Source organism: Plantibacter flavus, assembly GCF_900177615.1.
Taxonomy (GTDB): domain Bacteria; phylum Actinomycetota; class Actinomycetes; order Actinomycetales; family Microbacteriaceae; genus Plantibacter; species Plantibacter flavus.
This window is the reverse complement of record NZ_FXAP01000007.1, coordinates 86,176-103,602: the sequence shown is the minus strand read 5'-3', so window position 1 is coordinate 103,602 and position 17,427 is coordinate 86,176. Positions and strand designations below refer to the sequence as shown.

21 protein-coding genes are annotated in these 17,427 nt (G+C 64.3%); 1 reads left to right on the top strand and 20 read right to left on the bottom strand.

Annotated elements, in window-relative coordinates:
- Positions 1-602: 602 nt before the first annotated feature.
- From B9Y95_RS18745 to B9Y95_RS20795, 12 genes are all read right to left on the bottom strand, one after another.
- The gene (locus tag B9Y95_RS18745; RefSeq protein WP_085514177.1) at positions 603-1,229 is read right to left on the bottom strand and encodes an aminoacyl-tRNA hydrolase; all 627 of its coding nucleotides are present in this window, start codon (positions 1,227-1,229) and stop codon (positions 603-605) included.
- Between the two features lie 51 nt (positions 1,230-1,280).
- Positions 1,281-1,865, bottom strand: coding sequence for a hypothetical protein (locus B9Y95_RS18740; RefSeq protein ID WP_085514176.1), 585 nt, complete (start codon positions 1,863-1,865; stop codon positions 1,281-1,283).
- Positions 1,866-2,055: 190 nt separating this feature from the next.
- Complete coding sequence (locus B9Y95_RS20530) at positions 2,056-2,982, bottom strand: hypothetical protein (RefSeq protein WP_143736586.1); 927 nt, start codon at positions 2,980-2,982, stop codon at positions 2,056-2,058.
- Positions 2,983-3,212: 230 nt separating this feature from the next.
- Positions 3,213-3,776 (bottom strand): hypothetical protein, encoded by a 564-nt coding sequence (locus tag B9Y95_RS18720; RefSeq protein WP_085514172.1) that lies wholly within the window; start codon positions 3,774-3,776, stop codon positions 3,213-3,215.
- Between the two features lie 307 nt (positions 3,777-4,083).
- The gene (locus tag B9Y95_RS18715) at positions 4,084-4,479 is read right to left on the bottom strand and encodes a hypothetical protein (protein ID WP_085514171.1); all 396 of its coding nucleotides are present in this window, start codon (positions 4,477-4,479) and stop codon (positions 4,084-4,086) included.
- 304 nt (positions 4,480-4,783) lie between these two features.
- Positions 4,784-5,554: a CPBP family intramembrane glutamic endopeptidase gene (locus B9Y95_RS18710; protein ID WP_159453460.1), complete on the bottom strand. Its 771-nt coding sequence runs from the start codon at positions 5,552-5,554 to the stop codon at positions 4,784-4,786.
- A 22-nt stretch (positions 5,555-5,576) separates the two neighbouring features.
- Positions 5,577-7,511, bottom strand: coding sequence for a DHH family phosphoesterase (locus B9Y95_RS18705; RefSeq protein WP_085514169.1), 1,935 nt, complete (start codon positions 7,509-7,511; stop codon positions 5,577-5,579).
- Positions 7,512-7,624: 113 nt separating this feature from the next.
- Positions 7,625-8,206 carry a hypothetical protein gene (locus B9Y95_RS18700; RefSeq protein WP_085514168.1) on the bottom strand — a complete coding sequence of 194 codons (582 nt, stop codon included), beginning with the start codon at positions 8,204-8,206 and terminating at the stop codon, positions 7,625-7,627.
- Positions 8,203-8,901, bottom strand: a complete 699-nt coding sequence (locus B9Y95_RS18695; protein ID WP_085514167.1) for a hypothetical protein — start codon at positions 8,899-8,901, stop codon at positions 8,203-8,205. Before B9Y95_RS18695 ends, B9Y95_RS18700 begins: the two co-directional genes overlap by 4 nt.
- Positions 8,898-9,320, bottom strand: coding sequence for a hypothetical protein (locus tag B9Y95_RS18690; RefSeq protein WP_085514166.1), 423 nt, complete (start codon positions 9,318-9,320; stop codon positions 8,898-8,900). Before B9Y95_RS18690 ends, B9Y95_RS18695 begins: the two co-directional genes overlap by 4 nt.
- A gap of 75 nt (positions 9,321-9,395) precedes the next feature.
- Positions 9,396-10,661 (bottom strand): replication-associated recombination protein A, encoded by a 1,266-nt coding sequence (locus tag B9Y95_RS18685; protein WP_327083107.1) that lies wholly within the window; start codon positions 10,659-10,661, stop codon positions 9,396-9,398.
- A 70-nt stretch (positions 10,662-10,731) separates the two neighbouring features.
- Entirely contained in the window at positions 10,732-11,235 is a 504-nt protein-coding gene (locus tag B9Y95_RS20795) for a hypothetical protein (RefSeq protein WP_159453459.1), read from the bottom strand.
- 322 nt (positions 11,236-11,557) lie between these two features.
- Here B9Y95_RS20795 and B9Y95_RS20790 point away from each other — a divergent pair, with 322 nt between their 5' ends.
- Positions 11,558-12,109 carry a nuclease-related domain-containing protein gene (locus B9Y95_RS20790; protein ID WP_159453458.1) on the top strand — a complete coding sequence of 184 codons (552 nt, stop codon included), beginning with the start codon at positions 11,558-11,560 and terminating at the stop codon, positions 12,107-12,109.
- Here B9Y95_RS20790 and B9Y95_RS18675 read toward each other — a convergent pair.
- The 8 genes from B9Y95_RS18675 to B9Y95_RS20525 all read right to left on the bottom strand — a co-directional run bounded on the left by B9Y95_RS18675 (position 12,106) and on the right by B9Y95_RS20525 (position 16,785).
- Positions 12,106-12,459 carry a hypothetical protein gene (locus tag B9Y95_RS18675; RefSeq protein WP_085514163.1) on the bottom strand — a complete coding sequence of 118 codons (354 nt, stop codon included), beginning with the start codon at positions 12,457-12,459 and terminating at the stop codon, positions 12,106-12,108. The genes B9Y95_RS20790 and B9Y95_RS18675 overlap by 4 nt on opposite strands.
- Positions 12,460-12,688: 229 nt before the next feature.
- Complete coding sequence (locus tag B9Y95_RS18670) at positions 12,689-13,339, bottom strand: SufD family Fe-S cluster assembly protein (RefSeq protein WP_143736585.1); 651 nt, start codon at positions 13,337-13,339, stop codon at positions 12,689-12,691.
- 43 nt (positions 13,340-13,382) lie between these two features.
- Positions 13,383-13,859: a hypothetical protein gene (locus B9Y95_RS18665; RefSeq protein ID WP_085514161.1), complete on the bottom strand. Its 477-nt coding sequence runs from the start codon at positions 13,857-13,859 to the stop codon at positions 13,383-13,385.
- A gap of 59 nt (positions 13,860-13,918) precedes the next feature.
- Positions 13,919-14,398: a hypothetical protein gene (locus B9Y95_RS18660; RefSeq protein WP_085514160.1), complete on the bottom strand. Its 480-nt coding sequence runs from the start codon at positions 14,396-14,398 to the stop codon at positions 13,919-13,921.
- Positions 14,399-14,716: 318 nt separating this feature from the next.
- Positions 14,717-15,139 (bottom strand): DUF6283 family protein, encoded by a 423-nt coding sequence (locus B9Y95_RS18655; protein ID WP_234994178.1) that lies wholly within the window; start codon positions 15,137-15,139, stop codon positions 14,717-14,719.
- Positions 15,123-15,608 (bottom strand): hypothetical protein, encoded by a 486-nt coding sequence (locus tag B9Y95_RS18650; protein WP_085514159.1) that lies wholly within the window; start codon positions 15,606-15,608, stop codon positions 15,123-15,125. The genes B9Y95_RS18655 and B9Y95_RS18650 overlap by 17 nt, the downstream gene beginning before the upstream one ends.
- A gap of 178 nt (positions 15,609-15,786) precedes the next feature.
- Positions 15,787-16,248: a hypothetical protein gene (locus tag B9Y95_RS18645; RefSeq protein ID WP_085514158.1), complete on the bottom strand. Its 462-nt coding sequence runs from the start codon at positions 16,246-16,248 to the stop codon at positions 15,787-15,789.
- Between the two features lie 126 nt (positions 16,249-16,374).
- The gene (locus B9Y95_RS20525; RefSeq protein WP_143736584.1) at positions 16,375-16,785 is read right to left on the bottom strand and encodes a hypothetical protein; all 411 of its coding nucleotides are present in this window, start codon (positions 16,783-16,785) and stop codon (positions 16,375-16,377) included.
- Positions 16,786-17,427: the final 642 nt, after the last annotated feature.

Below are 17,427 nucleotides of genomic sequence, written 5' to 3'. Positions count from 1 at the left end.
GGAGCTTCGCCCAACCTCAGCAGCAGGCGGCCGCTCCGCTCGTCCAGGCTGGTCGGCGGACACCGCTTTGACCGCGAGGTCTGCTCTCGAGTTCGCGTGGACTGGGTACGTGCTGATGACCATCGAGCGCTGTTGTACCCGAGTAGGGAAGTGAGGTTGGGTACAACCCCGGGAGTGCTAAACCACTGATCAGCTCGCCAAATGGGGAGACCTCAGCTCGAATGCGTGTACCCAACTTTTTCGGCCCATATATGAGGTTGGGTACAGGTGTAGGGGCCTTCTTCCTATATTTTTCAACGAATAGACGTAACCCTGTACCCCATGTACCCACCTTTCCCAGGAAGCCCACACATGCGCATGTGCGCACACACGTGCATGCAAAGCGAAAATCGAGAATCGTGGGTACAACGGGTACAGATCATCAAAATCACTGGTCAGGAGGAACAATTGGTTGAATCGGTGCGTTACGCACTTGGTTACGCTGTTCAGCGTTGCGGTCTCGGATTGCGTCCTTGATCAGGCACTCTTCGTCCGCACGCTACCGACCCGGCTGTACCCGGCTTCGACGGGTTGAGTTGGGTACAGCCGAGCTGGCCGGCGCGTCAGAACTGCAGGCCGACCCGAACGGTGGCGGTTCCCGCCGGGATCTCTGTGAGCCCGTTGTCACGGACCACTGCCCATGAACCTGGTTCACCGGTGTCACCGCTGAACGGGCACGTCACGAGTTCGAGGCCTGGGTTTTCTACCCACGAATGGACGAGCTCGGACGGCATGGTGAGCACCCACACTCCGAGCGCGTGCGCCACCTGCGCAGCGGTCTTCCCGGTCGTCATGGCGACGGTGGCGTTGATCTGGACCTGCGGCACGATCGCACCCGGAAGGGTGAACGTGGTCTGCTCGCGGGCCAGATCGAGTCCGGACACCTGCAGTCGGCTGATCGGCGGCGGGCTGTCCGCATAGACGATGGGCGCGAAAGCCATGGCCACAGCCTCTCCGACGCCGATCTCAGTCCGGGTGAGCGCGACAGCTCGGACGCGGTCGAGGTCTGCCGGGCGCTTGGCTCGGCGAACGCTCTTGGTGAATCCGGCACTGAGCCAATCGCTCCAGGGGGCCCCTGAACGGTCGGCGCCGGCGCAGGCGAGTGCCGAGGCGAGGGCCGCGGCTGCGATCGTCTCGAAGTGATTCGACGGGAGAACCACGATGGGCTGCACGAGGTTGTCTGGGTTCATGGTTGGGCTCGCAATTCGATCGGAGAGCATCTCCCGCGGTGCAGGGGGTGCTCACGGCAGGCGTTCGGGGATCGGTGGGATGTGGATCACGTTGGTAGCTCCGCATCCTCCGGTGGCGGCTGTGTGACCCGCGCGATTGACGAGCTTGCAGCTCTGGTGGCTCACGTATGCGGAACCGCCCGAAGCGTCATCCGCGATCGACCAAGTCACGCCTCCGAGCAGAGTGCTGTCCCACGTCGTGCCGGTTCGGACATCCCAGCTCTTGAGCACGCCATCCTCCGATCGAGTGACGAAGGAGGCTCGGTGTTGGTCGAGGTCAATCTCTACGAACGGTCCGCCGATACCGGTGATTGAACCGTCCGGCAGAATGACGTCGTTGGCCCGGTCAGTATCCGAGTAGACGACCTCGAAGTCTGCGCGATGGGTGCCCCCGACCACGAAGAAGGCGACGACGCTGGGCACGAAGATGAATGCCGCGACGCCCTGGCAGATCTGTCCTCGGCGCCGCTTGAGCTTCGAGCCGGTTGGTTCACCGCCGAAGAAGAAGAACACGATCAAGCAGATGACCGCGACGACAAACGCGATGATCATCAGGGTGGCACCGTCCGTGGTGACGGTGTTGTGAATCTCGTTCATGATTGCTCACAGTTCCTTGGATGCGGACGCATGGACATCGACTGCACGGTTCGCGGTTCGGCACGAAAAGAGTCCCCCGAGGAGCGGATGCTCCCCGGGGGACTCTCGGTCTGGACGCGCCACCCGATGGTGACGTGGTCCGATTCTCAGCACCACCGATGGTGGGTGAGAGGTTTGTGCGCGGGATGGCTCAGCAGGGACGGGTTCCGCCGGCGCCGTTGTCCGTCCAGCAGTTGCCGTCCGGGTTGCCGCCGGGGCCGATCTGGCCACCGCCACCGCCACCGCCACCGCCACCGCCACCGCCACCGGAACCGGAACCGGAACCACCGCCACCGCCGGAACCACCACCACTGCTCCCGCCACTAGAGCTGTCGGAATCGTCGTAGTTGTTGTTGCTGTTGTTAGCGGCTTCTTCGGCTGCTCGGCGAGCCGCCTCTTCGGCAGCTGCGGCTTCCGCAGCCACGCGAGCGGCTTCGGCTGCCTCGGCCGCGACGCGGGCGGCTTCGACTTCCGCGGCAATGCGCTTGGTCTCGTCGGTCTGGAATCCGGCGAAGTCTGCCACAAGCACGGCGCGTGCGGTGTTCAGCGTCTTGGCGGCCGCCTCGGCGGCCTTGGTGGTCTTGACGATTGCCGCCGCCTGGTCACGATCGGCGCACTTCGCGGCGATCGTGATCTTCTCGACTGCTGGCGTGGCGTCAGCGACGGTCGCGATGAGTTCGGCGCCGCTGAGACGGCCCTCGACGGGTGCGACGGCTGCCACAGCAGCCACACCGTCGCTGGCGGGCACGGCCTTGATCTCGGCCACTTCCTCCACGGCGGGACGCGTCGAGGCGTAGTCGCGGCTGGTACCGCCGTTCTTCGGCAGCACCGTGCTCTTGACGGCTTCCAGTGCGGCATTGGCGTTGACCACGGAGGCAGTCGCGCGCTTCGCGATGGACTTGCCGTTCTCGACGGCGACTGCGCACTGGCGCGCGGTCTCACGATCGCTGGCGCCGACAGAGATGACCGTGATCGTGCTGGCGAGGACGAGCACGCCGGCTGCGAGGAGAGCGAAGCGCTTCTTGCTTGACCGAGGCGGCTTCGTGGTGGTGCTCTTGCTACTGACTTCGTCAGACATGGTCATCATCTCCTTCTGGAGCTAGGTGTTGGTGAAGTGGGGAGTTTGGTCGATTCCTGGCAGACGCATCGGCAGCATCGCCGCGGGCTGCGTAGGGGTAACAGGTCGGACATGGTCTTTCGAGGGCGCCGGCAGTGAAGATCTCACACTGGCGGTAGCGGTCGACCGCATTGTTCTGAGAGGAGCAAGGTTCGGCACTGCGCTCCTCGCAGGGGCTTGCGAGCGGCTCGTCAGTCGCCGAAGCCGGGGCAGGTCACCCAGAGGCTCCCGTCGGCGACCTGACCCTCTTCCTGCGCGATCGCGAGGGGAGGAGTGACGTCAGGAATGTAAGCCACACCTGCACGAAGGGCCGCTTCGAAATAGGACGAGCTCGAGAAGGAACCGGACACGATCGCGCCGGCCTCCGGGTTCTCGGTGAAGTACTGGGTGGCGAAAGCGAGCGCCTTGTCGTAGCCACATTCGTCGGGCTTTGGTGTGACGAGTTTCGCGTCGTCAAACAGGGTGACGGTGAGTTCACCTGAGAGGTGGTTTCTCGCTTGAGCCTCGTCGCTTGGCGCGACCCGGAAGGTGCGCGGGTCGATGACCGAGAGCACCTTGATGTCGACGGCATCTTTCGCCGCCTTCTCAAACGCCGCTTGCCCATCGGCGCCCGACCGAGAAGCGGACGCGCTGGGCGCGGGCGCTGCGGTCTCCGTGTCTCGATCGACGGCCGGACCAGCACCGACACAGCCTGTGAGCACAAGGGCTGCGGCCACCATGATGGTGGTAACGCGGGCCTGCTGGGCGATCTTCATGGCGGTACCGAATCTCTCTGTTTTTGCGCGTATACGAGCCTCTTCTCAGTCTTCCATGGACATGGCCCTCGAACGGGTGCAATCACAGAATCGAGCGAGGTCACTCCGGCAAGCAGATCGGCTGGACGGGGCGTCGTGCTTCCGGCGCAAGCGGGCGTAGGGCTACCGCCGAGCCAGCGCCTACGCCGGAAGGTTCAAGGAAAAGGTGCGAGGGACCTCGCCACGATCCGCCGAGGCAGTTGTGGAGAGATCCCTCGCGGGGTACCCGGGGGGCAGCCTCCGCGCAGGGAGGCTCGGGGAATCGGAGTTACCGCGTGCGAGAGGCAGCGACGACGGTAGACGGCGCGAGGTGAGCCTGGGTAGCTCTGCGGGCGGATGCCTGCGCAGCTGCCTGCTCGGCCTGCTTGGCGCTCTCGACGACGTAGATGACGTCGATGCCATGGCGGACGTAGTTGCCCATCTCGACGCTGTAGGGGCGGATGACGAGGCTCAGGTAGCCCGAGACGTCGTTCATTTCCGCGAAGAAGCGTCGAGACTTGGTCTCGAGCTCAGCTTCGGTCCGGCCTTCGAACTTGAAGCGGTGGTAGAAGCCCTCCTCGAGGGAGGGGAACCCGCCGGGCGTGACGCTGGAGAGCTTCACGTCGAGCTCACGGGGAGCCATGAGCTCACCCTCGTCGTTGTAGAACGTCGTGCTGATCTTCATGGTCTCACCTCGTCTCATCCTGTTTGAAAAGTGTGTCTGAGGAGACTACCGGCCACAGCCAGAAAAGCACTCCTCAACCACACACCCGGGTGACCGGCCGACCCGGTCACCCAAACAGAACAGTCAGGCACCGATCAAGTCGCCGCGGCCCCGCCGCCGGGACTCGGTCGCCTGGAACTTTGACTGAATCAGCGGGGAGCAGCGCCCCCGCTCAACACACGGCGCGGTGGCCACCAAGCCGAAACCCTCGCTGAGACCGCCAACGGGCGGAAGCTCTCAGCGAGGGTTCTCGAGCACGGAACGGCTACCCAGCCGGATGTCCCGTGCTCTTTTCGACCTCTAAACCCTCGGCCCTGTATCGCGCTGGTGAAAGAGCGAACAGTACGAGCCCGGTCGCCACGATGAGGGCCACCACGACTGCCGGGCGGCTTATACCTTCGATGAATGATCTCGGAACGAAGGTGCTCGTCATGTTGAAGATGACGTGCATGATGATTACCGGCCAGAGGCGCTCTGTCGCCTCGTAGACGGCCGCCAGCACCATCCCCAAGGGGATGGTCAGGGCGATCTGGACCAGGTTGCCATGCAGGAGCGCGAACACCATGGACGTAACGAAGGCCGACGCCAAGGGGGGCCAGTGGCGGCGCAAGACCGGATAGGCGATCCCTCGGATCAACGACTCCTCGCCGAGCGGAGCAAGGAACAACGACGTCAGCAGCAGTAGCCAGATCGGCCCCGCCGCCTTCGCCGCATTGGCCGCATCGAACGCCGGAGACCCGAATGTGTCGTAGGCGAGCGCAGCGGCCGTCTGGCCGAGGAGCCAGCACACAACGAGTCCGAAGGCGGCTGCGGCCCAGAAGCTGATCGATCGAGCGCGGAACTGCGGTGGCGGAGCCAGGGGAGTCCCCGTGCGGCGCCACCGCAGCGCGAGGGCCAGGATGAAGACGGCGAGGTTGGAGATCGCAGCTCCAGCAATCGCGTCGCCGGTGAGTACCGTGCCCAGCAGCGCTGTCGCGACGTAGATCGCGAGCGACCCGGCCAGGACGAGGACAGTCCTGGCCCAGGCTCCGGTCACTGGTCTGCGCGCTGCTCCTGGCCTACTCATCGTCGACAGTGCGCATGTCGTCGATCATCCGCTCGACGACCGCTTGAACGGACTCGTTGCCTCGGAAGACGTTGATGGAGAAGCGCACGTGCAACCGGATGATGCTCTCACCGGGGACGTGACTCTTGGCCAGCTGCTGCAGTTCCTCCAACCGATCCGCTGCGTTCCACCAGAGCACCTTCATCCCGATCGGGAGGACGATGCGCAGGTGTTGGTCGTCTGAGCCCAGGAGTTTGATCGAGCAACGCGCGAGGTCCACCACGATTTCGACATCGGGCCGAGGGAATCCGTGGCCGTACGGCGCCAGGGAGTCGATACCCTTTGCGAGGTCCATGAGCTCATCGACGTCGGTCAGCCCAGCGTCGCAGTCGACCTGCGGTCCGAGGACGAGGGCAGCGCTCTCTGCCGCTTCGAGCTCGCCGCTCAGGAGCATTCTGGCGTAGATGCCACCGGCTTCCTCCTCCAGCGCCTCGGCGAAGCGGCCGAGCTGTGCGAGGTTTTCCAGGCGAACACCGCATGCACTCTCATGCCCGATGGCGAAGAAGCCGAGAGGCGTCATCGTTGTGATGATCGGGAACCAGAACGGAGAGCGTGCAGATCCGCTGATCGGATCAGAGGCGTTGCTCGGCCGATGCACGACGAGCGTTGGCCGAGCCGTTTCGCGCATGATGTGGGATGCGATGAGACCCAACATGCCGGACGGTGCATCTGTGAAGTACACCCCCTGGTCGGCAAGTGGTTGGTCCTCCGTCCAGATCTTCTCCAGGTACTCGCCCGACAGCTCCTTCCGCAGTTCGTTGGCGTCGATGACGTTCTTCGCGTGCTCGTACTTCTCAGCAGTCGTCGGTGCCATGAAGACCCCGAAGGCGTCGTGCATCGATCCCTCTACTCGCCGAATGGCGTTGAATGCCGGTGCGAGGTAGAACGCGTAGAACTCCTCGTTCAGGTCGGCCAGGCTGCGCAGCTTGCCGGCGGCGAACATCGGCTTGCCGTACGGGTCGACGAGCTGCAGACCGTTCTCATCCAGGAGTGGCTTGCGGTGCTCCTTGAAGGCCTGCATCATCAACGCGAACCCCTCGAAGGCCGAGACGAACGCCGGGTGGTGAGGCTTGGACCGCAGCAGCATCATGAGGATGCTGTTCTCGATGTCGTACTTGGTGTTCTGGTCGTCTTCGGCGATTGATACGTGGAGCATGCGAGCCAACGACAGCGAGTCGCGCACCATCTGCCGATTCTCGAAGAAAAGCGGCATGACGTCGGAGACTGTCCCGATCCCCGCGAACAGCTTCAGGAGCGAGATGCTCCCGAGGTGGTGGGGCGCATAGCGCTGCGCGTAGGCGACAAGCACCTGGTGCAGGACGTAGGCCCCGCAGATCCCGGGGTGTGCGTAGTCCTCGACGATTCGCTCAGGGTTCACTGCGAAGTCGGCGGCGCTTCCCGGCGGCAGCTCAACGTGGTGATCGGTGACAAGCGTGCGCAGACCGAGGCGACGGGCCTCCTCGATGCCCTCGTTGCTGTTGATGCCGCCATCGCAGGTGATGATCGCACTGGCGTGGGGGAACTGGTCTCGCAGTTCGCGGACGGCGTCGACGGAGATGTCGTGCCCACGTCGATAGTCAGGCACGTAGAGGTGGACGTTGAAGCCGAGTTCGTTGAGACCAGCCCACCCGAGAACGCCCGAGGTCACACCGTCCATGTCGAAGTCGGGGAGAACGACGAGCTGTTCCCCGGAGAGGCGGATGCGTTCGAGCTCTGCCGTCATCTGCTCGACGTCCTTGAGCTCCGCGTGGAACGGATCGTTGATCTTCTGCAGGTAGTCGTCGGTCCAGCCGTTCTTTCGGCGGAGGACGCTGAAGATGGATGTGTCCTGGTAGACGCCGAAGTCGATCGGTTCGGCGATGGTGCTGGTGATTCCGGGGTTGTTCATGTCGCTCCTTCGCGGAAGATCAGGGTGGGGACTGGTCCAAGACTAGGACCGACGAAGCCGTCGTACTCACTCGTTTATGAACAGATACGACGGCTCGCGGGTGCTGGATCCAGCTAGCTTGCGCCCGACACGTGCACGATGGCACGCAGATACGCCCCGTCGGGACCCATGCGCAGTCCGCGCTCGGGGGTGTCGATGATGAGCACAGGTCGCCGCGCTTCCTCGAGCTGCGTGTAGACGACCCCCATGAGGGAGCCGTGTGTGAAGTCGAGGTGCGTCTCGTCGATGTCGACCATGGCGGGGATGAGGACGACATTCGCATCGATGGCGCCAAGCTCGTCGATGGTCGTCAAGTGCTGACCTCGTGAAAACGCGTGACCCCACGTCGAGCTCACGGCCACAACGTCAACGGCGGGTACGCCGTCCACCATTGACTCATCGACGGGATACTCTTGCCCGAACTCCAGTGACTTGTATGGGACGCCGGCGTCCTTGAATGCTTGGGCGACGCAGCGACCGGCCGTCGAGGAGAGGTCGATGAGCCCCAGTTCGATGCCGCGTGTGTCGATCAGCTTCGCGATCGTCTCCTGCAAGAGGTGCGTCGCAGCCCGAGGGTCAGCGAAGACCGCGACCGTGAACTCCTTCTTCGGAACGGACTCTGGCGTGACATCGGGTGCGTTCTCTGCTGTGGTCATTGCTGACTCTCACTCTCCTCCGGGAGCACTTCCCGGATGTTGGTGGTGTAGTTGACGGTGATGACCTCGCCCTTGATGGCGACGGGTTCGGAGCTGCAGTCGTGCGGCAACCCGAAAGTGAACGACTGGTCGTGGAGGAAGTCCTCGATGGTGCGCTCACCCCTCTCACCGAGCGCATCGAAGTACTCGACCTTGTCGATGCTGATTGCGAGGTCGACGAAACCATCTTCGTCCATCAGTTTGCTCGCTGCCGCAGGGGTCAGCGGGAGCGTGACGGCAGGCTCGTTCGATGCCGTGACCGCCGGCAATTCTTCATGGGCGGCACCGTCGGCGTCGATCCACACCGCGGTGTCGTTGGTCTGGCGCTCCGCCCAGGCCATGGCGTCCAGGAGGCAGCTTCGCTTGTCACAGATCCAGACGGAGGCGTGTGGTTCGTTCGGGACGAAGGTGCCGGCTTGCCGCAGATTCGTCACGCGTACCTGCGTCGCAGGGTTCCGAGGATGGTCACAGCGCGCCCAATCCTTGGACGCTCCCTCGATGAGGGCCTGTCGCTTCTCGCCCCCATCCGTGAACCAGTCGCCGAGACCGAGGAGCGTGTTGAGCTCGCGCACGTCGGTCTTCCACTCATCGACGTAGTCACCGGGCACCTGCACCCGGCGGCCGTCGGACAGTGGCGCGATGACCGGGTGGCTCATGCCGCCGCCTGGTGGGCCACGTGCCGGAGCTCGAGTGGGAACTCCGACCAGTCGCTGTGGTCGACCTCGGGCGTTCCGATGAGTCGCCACAGATCCTCATCCGAGCCCACGAGGATCACCGCTTGATCGGCGAGGGCGATGGCGCGTCGTTGCTCGCTGAGGAGGATCCCGTCTGTCGGGTCGTTCATCAGGTCGATGTCGGTGACCCCAGGCTGGTCGGTGAGGAGCTGGACGAGGCATGCCTGGTCCTCGTCCCACTGACGAGCGAATATCGCGACGGTGTGTCGAGGGAACGCGGCTCCGAGGACTAGACGGGTGTGCTCGATGCGCAGCTCGTCCGCGTGGGCCTTCGCTGTTCGGAACGCCTCCTCTGCCGCGTGGCGGCGGTGCGCGATCTCATCGATGGGTTGGCTGGTCATGTGGAGCTCCGTTCTGGCCGCCGCTCGGGAGATTCGAGGTCGGCGTTGACGAGTTGGCAGAGGGGTTGTGAGGGGTCATGGGGTCTGATTTCCCGTGATGCGCGCGATGGCCTCCATTCGGGCAGTGATGGTCTGCTCGAAGCCGTTGATGGTGGGTTCGTAGTACCGCGCGCTGGAGGCTCGACTGGGGAGGTAGGCCTGGTTGACGAGTCCGTGTGGGAAGTCGTGCGGGAAGAGGTATCCGTTGCCGTGGCCGAGGGCCTTGGCACCTGGGTAGTGGGCGTCGCGAAGGTGCATGGGCACCTCGCCAGTACGGCCGGCGCGAACATCCGCGAGAGCGATGTCGATGCCCATCACCGCCGGAGACTTCGGCGCCATGGCCACCGCAAGCGCCGCCTGGGCAAGATTGATACGCGCCTCGGGCATGCCGATGAGCTGCACCGCCTGGGCTGCTGCGACGGCAACCGGGAGAACTGAAGGGTCCGCCATGCCGACATCCTCGCTGGCGTGGACGACGATGCGTCGAGCGATGAAGCGAGGATCCTCGCCCGCCTCGATGAGTCGTGCGAGCCAGTGCAGGGTCGCTTGGGGATCAGATCCGCGCATCGACTTGATGAAGGCCGAGATCACGTCATAGTGCTGATCACCGTCGCGGTCGTATCTGGAGATCGCGGTCGGGGCGACTGTGAGCACGAAGTCTATGTCAACGTTCTGCCGGTTCTGAGCGACCGCGGCTTCGGCGACGGTTTCCATGAGCGTGAGCGCCTGTCGCGCGTCGCCTGTCGCGTGACGCGCCATGGACTGAATGGCGTCCATGTCGAATCCGACGCAGCCGTTGAGACCCGCTTGGGCATCGAGCGCCGTCATCATGACAGCGACGATGGCAGCTTCGTCTAGCGGATGGAGGGTCAGGAGCACGGAACGGGACATCAGCGCCGAGTTCACCGAGAAGCTCGGGTTCTCGGTCGTCGCCCCGATGAGTGTGATGAGGCCCGACTCGACGGCAGGCAGGAGGACGTCCTGCTGAGCCTTCGAGAATCGATGGATCTCGTCGAGGAAAATGATCGACCGCCTGTCGTTCATGTCGAGTTCGGTCTGGGCGGCAGCGAGTGCCTTCCGCACATCTGCAACGCCGGCGGAGGTCGCCGACAGCTCGATGAAGCGGCTGCCCGTCTCGTGGGCGATCACGCTAGCGATCGTCGTCTTCCCTGTACCGGGCGGCCCCCAGAGGAGCACCGATGTCGATGCTGTGGAAGCGTAAGAGGCGAGTCTCATGAGCGGGGCACCCGGGAATATCAGGTGGTCCTGGCCAATGATCTGATCAAGGGTGGTTGGGCGCATACGGGCGGCCAGGGGTTGTGGGTTCGCAATCATGCCGGGTCCTCTCAGGTAGCGGTGGTTCGCCGAGGCATCAGTCGTCGAGCCCGAAGTCGCTCAGATCCACGCGCACGCTCCGACCCTTCGATATGTCGGTCACGTCAAAGACACAGGCGTCGTCTGGACCAACGCTGTTCCTTCCGAAGACGTTCATCCAGACGCCGCGGACAACGTCGACTGGCGACGTGTCGGTCGATTCGTCGGTGATCGTCCACGAGACCCAGAGATCGGAGTCGGTCTTCTCGACGGCGTCAAGCCCGCCGTGGGATGTGGCGATCAGCAGCACATCGTCGGCGCGATACTTGACCGGTCCGAACTCAGTTTCGAGGGTCATCTTCGAACCGGAAGGCGCGCTGGGCGTCGGTCCGAGAATCGCCGCCCTGCCACCGTGCAATCCGATGAGGAACAGTGACTCGCCGATCTTCCTGCGCGTGGCGAGAAGTGCCGCGACGCTCGAGCCAAGCACGGGCGTCGCGGCCCGAAGCTCCTGGATCATTCGATCGTTCGTTTGCCGGGAGATGTTCTTGTTCTGGTCCATGGTGGTTCTCCGTCTTTCAGGGCCCGGAGGATGTCCGAGACCCGGTCTGTACGCGGATCGCGTCGCGATCGCGTTGAGTTCGTGCGCCCTTGGGGGTGTGCAATTGCCCGGCTGGACCGCGTTGGAGCTGGCGAGCACAGGGGTTGGTGTCTGCGCGGTACGGCATGCTCATCACATGACGGTTGACGCGGGTGGTGGAATGGCAGGCGGTTCGGCTCGGCGAGAGCACGAGCGACGGACGGCGCGTGACAGAGCCGCCGTCGTGGCTGCCGAGGCAGCTGTTCGAGCTCGTTGGGGGAACGGATTGGTCGGTCGGGTCGCAGTGGCTCTCAGCGTTGACGATCGGCCGCGGCGCAGTACGGAGGTTTGGTCGATTGGTGCTGTTGGCGAGGAAGTGGTCGCCGCAGCCCTCGATTCAGTGTCCGAAGTACGCTCGCTCCATGATCGGAAGATCCCCGGATCACGTGCGAATATCGACCACATCGTTGTCACCCCGGCAGGTATCTGGGTTGTGGACGCGAAGCGATACGTCAACAAACGTCCGGAACGGTCCCTTGAAGGCGGCTTGTTCGGGTTCGGTGCGACTGAACACCTGAAGGTCGACGGGCGCCGAAGCGACCGATTGATCGACGGAGTGATCGGACAGGTAGGGCGAATCTCTTCGGCAGTCGGAGGCGACGTGCCGGTCTCGGCCACCTTGTGCTTCGTAGACGCCGACTGGCCATTGTTTGGCGGCGGGTTCAGTGTTCGCGGCGTTCGGGTGAGCAGCCCCCGGATGCTGCGGAAGCAGCTCACCCGTGAGGCGACGGCATCGCCGATGTTCGACGTCGATGCCGTAGCGCAGCGCCTCGCTGCGGACTTCCCACCCGCCTAGGCCGGGTCTGGCCGATATCCCGCGATCTGATCACGTAGCGCGAAAGTTGCCTCGATCTGGGCTCTCAGCAAGAGGGCGATCTCTGCGGTGACGTTCTCCGCCTGGTCTGCCTCCTCGATGAACATGTGGGCGAGACCGACATGGTCGTTCTGATCGAGCTCGGGTCGCCACCGAGGCTCGAATGCTCCGTCGATTGGATTGCCCTGCGCTCGGGCAACGTCAATTGCCTCTCGCGCATCATCCTCTGTGGCGTACGGGGGAAAGCTCGGGTAGCCCAGCACGTCGTAACCCTCCTGGTGCACGATGCGCCAGGGATGGGTGGCGGAGGTGGGTACGTCGACTGTTGGCATGCTGTGATCCTTCGCTACTTCTGGTCTTGGACGGCTGCGCGTCTCTGCTGGGTTCGAGTGCCCTTTCTGGGCTTCGGTACGTGGGGTTGTGCGGCACTTGAGCTGCCCAGCGCCCGCATCGCTGCACTCAGCGGCGGGTTGGCCGACGGCCGGAAGCCCTCGACGGTGTAGTGGCGCTTCTTCTGACCCATCGAGGGCTTCCTTCCATGCGGATTGTCGGTGATCCCGCTCAGCGCGGGTTCAGCGCAATGTGGCGGTGCAGTGGTCTGCCGACGCCCTCGAGCAAGGCGGTGATCCACTCGGGGAACGTCACGTAGACGAAGTCGAGGGACTGGATCTTGTCGAAGAGCATCATCGTTGCCTGTTGGTGCGTGATCCCTCGGCTCTGGAGGTAGAAGAGCTCCTCGGGGTCCAGCACCGCCTCTCCACCAAGCGTGTGCAGGATGGCGTCGGGATCCGACGCGAGCCCCATGGGGTCCTTCGCGACCATGTACTCGTGGGGCCACAGGTGCAGGTCTCCCGCGGGAGTCGCGATGACGGCTTGCTGCGGGTACAACTTGACCCCTGCGTCGGTCATGAAGCCCCCGTCGTTGAGGTCGTGACGGCGAGCACGCCACATGCTCAGGAGGGGTAGCTCGAACTGCGTGTTGATCGGCGTCTGAGGGATCTCCAGAATCAAGATCCAGGCGCCGTCATCAGAGATGCCCTTGTCGCCGGGAAGGTACATGGACGGTTCGAGGCCGGCGGAAGCGATCTGCTCCCAGGCGAACTCCGCCATCTGCTCGCGTGTCGTTGCATCCCATTCGAGCCATGCCGGAGATACCTGTGTGCGTCGTGCATCGAGGTACTTCTTCGGCCCCTTCTTGCGTACGCGCGTCACGGTCGAGTCCCTCGGGTGACCCCCTGGATGCGCAGGCAGCCGGTCACGCGAGCGAGCCGCTCTTGCGAGCGATGGCTACCCAGCGCTGAGCGTCTACCGGCTCGAGACCGAAGGAGCGAGCGACGGACTGGACGGGGAAGTCCCCGACCAGTCGTGCGAGTCGGTAGATGATCGCGAGGTTCTCGAGGTGCTCGAGCGTGGGCTCGGCCCGCACCTTCTCTGAGACTGCGCGACCGTTGGACCCTCGGAAGTAGCTCTTGACCGGCGCGCGACCGGCGAGTTCGTCGTTGGCCTCACTCAGGGCTGAGCGGAGGGCGTCGCGTCTGACGGCTCCGAGTCTCATCTTGCCGAGCAGTGTCGGGGTGACGGCGATGACGGGGTGCTCGATCCCCAGGTTGTTCGTGGTGTAGACGCCTCGGCGGCTGTCGTGCGCGACGCGGATCTTGACCGAGGGGCGATCGGGGGTCGCGGGAACGGTGAGGTTGAGCAGGGGCGGGGTGGTGATCGTCGGTTGAGGCATCAGGTGCCCTCTCTGTGATGTAACCGCGGAAGTGGAGGTGGTTGCCCGGACGGGGTGTCTCAGACGTGGGCTGGGGTGATGACCTGTTCGGGGCTGGTCAGCTCGCTCGCGAGGCCGTAGATGTCTTCGAGTTCGATGGAACGGGTCTCGCCGGATGCGTTGACCGCGACGGCGGAACCGCTGAGGAAGCGCATCTTCTCGTGGCCGACTTCCAGGAAGATCGCGACCTGGCCCGCCTCGAGGTGGGAGGCGATGAGCTCGACGAGCGTCTGGTGCTGGTCGGGTACGGAGATGCTCTCGTCCCAGTCGAAGCGTTCCCGCACGGCGTCTTCGTCGAGTGACGGCCAACCCATGTCGCCGAAGAGTGCGATCGTCCCGGTGACGACGTCGCGGTCGTCGAGCACGAGTGCGGCGCCGTGAGCGCGGTGGTCGAGGAGGTTGGGCGCGTGGATGCCGTAGGTGGCCAGCTCGGCGCGGAGTGCTGCGACGTCGCGGACGCGGAAGTGATTGGTGCGGGCCGTGGCCTCGAAAGTAGACATGGATGCTTCCTGTTTGGTGAGTCAGTGAGTGGGTTGTTCCTCAGGCGCGGTCGTCGGCACGGCGCTCCTGCTTGTCGAGTGCTCGGTTGCGACGTCGGCGCGAACGTGAGCGGGTCTCGGGCGGGATTGCCTCGCAGCAGTAGCACCCGACGCGGTCGATCTTCGGGCGAACGTGTCCGCCTCGCTGGTCGCGGTGGTCGCGGCTCATTTCAGTGACCTCCTGGGTCGATAGGTTCGATGGACTGGTCGGGGTTTGGCGGCGCGCGGGCGCGACGAAGCGCCGCCGGTTCGATGACCGACGGCGCTGCACTGGTGGCGCTATTCCGGGACGTCGCCGCGAAGGCGGAGGATCTTGTCGATCACCGCACGGGCCGAAGTACCGGGTGACCCCTCGTCGACCAAGCCATGGGCTGCGGCTTCCGCGCCGCTGGCGAAGAGCGGCACGTCAGTCGTGTATTCCATCGCGGACACGTCAAGTTCACCCGAGAGGACGCCGAGGCGTGCTGCGAGCAGGTCTTGTGGATCACGATGTCCGAGCCACCCTGAACAGACGTGCTGCTCGCCGATGGGCTGGTGGCAGAGGAAGACTGCGGCAGCCTCTTGGTCAGCGATGTCGCCGTCGTATCGGGGGAGCTTTTCGTACTCCGTGCGGTCCCAGATGCCAGAGCTGACCTCGCGGCGCCATGGGCACGAGGCGCAAGGTGTCTTTCGCGGCAGGGCCCCGTCAGCCACGGTGATCACGGGCGACGACGACCTCTGCGGCGACCGGCTCGAGCTGCAGCATCGTGTGGAGGCTCACGGTGATGCGACCGTCGAAGACACGCTGCCAGCCGTTGGTGGACTTGCGCCAGAGCAGTCGTTCTGAGCTGCCGATGTGGCTGTTCGCGACGACGAGATCCGCATCGAGCCAAGGCGGTGTCTCGACTTGGGCCTGGATCAACCGCCGCACGTGTGGCGAGATGCGCTCCTGGCTTGCGATGACACCCTGCTCGATCGCGCGACGAAGAGCCGCCTTGCGCGTCCCGTTGGATGCTCCATTGCCGATCGAGACTCGATAGGACGCCGCCTGATTCGCGGAGCGCTGTTCGTTGGTGATGTACCAGTTCCCGATCACACGCTCGGCGGCCTCTGCTTCAGTGATGGTCTGGGCCTGCTGCCACCAATCGTCAGGGGTTCCGACGAAGACAGGGGCTTCGGTGCTGTCGGTCATTCTCCTGGTCCTTTCTGCGCAGTCGCTTGAGCGACAGCGATAGTGCGTTGTTCGGTGACAGGCTCGTTGAGCATGGCGGCAGCACGCAGGCTGAGTCTGCCAATCGAGGGGTGGAGAACCATCGCTTACGAGCGTGCCACGAGGGCGGATGGTTCGGTGGTGTCGTGAGCGCGGTGCTTCACGAGAGGCTGGCGGTGAAGAGCTTGACCAGATCGGACACGCGTCTCTTGCGATCGCGCAGCGCCAGGTAGCTGGAGCGTCGCTCTCGATACCGGGTGAGGTGCTCGTCGCAGCACGAATCGGTGGCTGCCGGTGTCTTGGCCACCTCCGCGCCAGAGACGTAGCGACGTTCGTCGAGCTCTTTGTCGATAAGTGCGGAGAGCACCATCGACCGCTCTGATCCGGTCAGGGTCAGCGTGCTCTGCGTGGAGCTTTCGTCCTCCGAGCGCAAGTCGAGCTGTGCGTGAGCCGCCGCGGCCGCGAGGAGAGACTCCACGGATGTTCCGTCGCTGAGCACTGATGCCAGCATGTACTCGATCGTGGGCTCGGTTGGAGCTGCTCGACCAAGGGAGTCGGAGTCTAGGGAGTCGGCGTACCGCGTTCGGATCAGGTCGTTGACGATGGTCTCGGGGTCTTTCATGGCACTCCTCTGGTCGTGGTGGATGAACCTCCGCGCGCCCGACGTGGGCGGGTTCCGGTTGGGGCGGCCGGCGCGTAATCATTTGCGAAATGAATGCGTGAATCATTTCCGTGCTCGCAGCCGGGATCAGACGAAGGCCGGCCCGTCAGTCCGGGGTTGCACGACGAGCAGGCGCGAGTCTCGGTTGAGGTATCCACGGACTCGAGCGGCCTCCTGAAAAGACAGCCCCGAGACGCGGAGGACAACCGGTTCGTCACCGAGCTGGATCGCGGCTGAGATCAGTTCCTCGAGGCGCTCCGTCTGGCGGTCGGTCGCCACGAACGCTCTCGTCCTGGGTTCGAAGGACCACCCCGTCATCGTCTCCAGCATCTGCACACGCACTCGTTTGGCGAGGTGCTGACGTCTTGGGTGCTGGGCCGCCGCATCGGCACGATCAAGTGCGAGCTTCCGCGCCTTCCGCTCAACACGACGGTGGTCCCACAGTCGTCCGCCGGCAGCGAGGAACTTGGCCGCCTGACGGTTGCTCTTGCGAGGCATCGACAATGTCCCAAGGTCGGGGACCTGAGGAAGTTCTCGCCGCGGGGTCCGCTCTTCGCGGCGACCTCGATTCTGGCCCTTCGACATGACTGGATCTCCGTCCTGGTTCCGCGTTCTGCGGGTCGTCCGATTCCTGATCTCACGGAACCGTGAGGGACATCGAAACGACCCCCGGGTCGGCATCGCCGACCACCCTTGACTTGGGTGCCCGGTCATCATCAGAGGCGTAGCGAAGCGAAGCGATGACCGAGCGCCCTCAGCAGTTCAGATGAACTCCGCAGCAGCCTTTGGCGGTTGCGGATCACCGGTTCATCCGGTGGTCTCTGACGTCGTCCAGCGGAGGAGCAGCGCGGAGGAGATGGTGGCGGCAGCCCGGACGCGCGGAGGGCGTGGGCACCCTCGAGACATCCCCACAGGGATGACGAAGAGGGCCAGGAGCGAAGCGACGCAGTATGGGCCCGAGGAGCGCAGCGACGAGGGTGAGGAAGACCCGGAGACCGAGCGAAGCGAGAGGCTCAGGGGCGCCCGAAAAGCGTGTCGGCTATGCCGACCACCAGGCTAGATTCCGACGAGCGCAGCGAGGATGGAAACGACGACTGGTGCCACGCTCCCTTATGCCCTTTTCCTTTCTCCCACGCATTC

Bases quoted from the DNA above. Each gene is read 5' to 3' on its own strand.
- B9Y95_RS18745 (WP_085514177.1), bottom strand. From the start codon at position 1,229: ATGAACCCAGACAACCTCGTGCAGCCCATCGTGGTTCTCCCGTCGAAT.
- B9Y95_RS18740 (WP_085514176.1), bottom strand. From the start codon at position 1,865: ATGAACGAGATTCACAACACCGTCACCACGGACGGTGCCACCCTGATG.
- B9Y95_RS20530 (WP_143736586.1), bottom strand. From the start codon at position 2,982: ATGTCTGACGAAGTCAGTAGCAAGAGCACCACCACGAAGCCGCCTCGG.
- B9Y95_RS18720 (WP_085514172.1), bottom strand. From the start codon at position 3,776: ATGAAGATCGCCCAGCAGGCCCGCGTTACCACCATCATGGTGGCCGCA.
- B9Y95_RS18715 (WP_085514171.1), bottom strand. From the start codon at position 4,479: ATGAAGATCAGCACGACGTTCTACAACGACGAGGGTGAGCTCATGGCT.
- B9Y95_RS18705 (WP_085514169.1), bottom strand. From the start codon at position 7,511: ATGAACAACCCCGGAATCACCAGCACCATCGCCGAACCGATCGACTTC.
- B9Y95_RS18700 (WP_085514168.1), bottom strand. From the start codon at position 8,206: ATGACCACAGCAGAGAACGCACCCGATGTCACGCCAGAGTCCGTTCCG.
- B9Y95_RS18695 (WP_085514167.1), bottom strand. From the start codon at position 8,901: ATGAGCCACCCGGTCATCGCGCCACTGTCCGACGGCCGCCGGGTGCAG.
- B9Y95_RS18690 (WP_085514166.1), bottom strand. From the start codon at position 9,320: ATGACCAGCCAACCCATCGATGAGATCGCGCACCGCCGCCACGCGGCA.
- B9Y95_RS18685 (WP_327083107.1), bottom strand. From the start codon at position 10,661: ATGCGCCCAACCACCCTTGATCAGATCATTGGCCAGGACCACCTGATA.
- B9Y95_RS20795 (WP_159453459.1), bottom strand. From the start codon at position 11,235: ATGGACCAGAACAAGAACATCTCCCGGCAAACGAACGATCGAATGATC.
- B9Y95_RS18675 (WP_085514163.1), bottom strand. From the start codon at position 12,459: ATGCCAACAGTCGACGTACCCACCTCCGCCACCCATCCCTGGCGCATC.
- B9Y95_RS18665 (WP_085514161.1), bottom strand. From the start codon at position 13,859: ATGCCTCAACCGACGATCACCACCCCGCCCCTGCTCAACCTCACCGTT.
- B9Y95_RS18660 (WP_085514160.1), bottom strand. From the start codon at position 14,398: ATGTCTACTTTCGAGGCCACGGCCCGCACCAATCACTTCCGCGTCCGC.
- B9Y95_RS18650 (WP_085514159.1), bottom strand. From the start codon at position 15,608: ATGACCGACAGCACCGAAGCCCCTGTCTTCGTCGGAACCCCTGACGAT.
- B9Y95_RS18645 (WP_085514158.1), bottom strand. From the start codon at position 16,248: ATGAAAGACCCCGAGACCATCGTCAACGACCTGATCCGAACGCGGTAC.
- B9Y95_RS20525 (WP_143736584.1), bottom strand. From the start codon at position 16,785: ATGCCTCGCAAGAGCAACCGTCAGGCGGCCAAGTTCCTCGCTGCCGGC.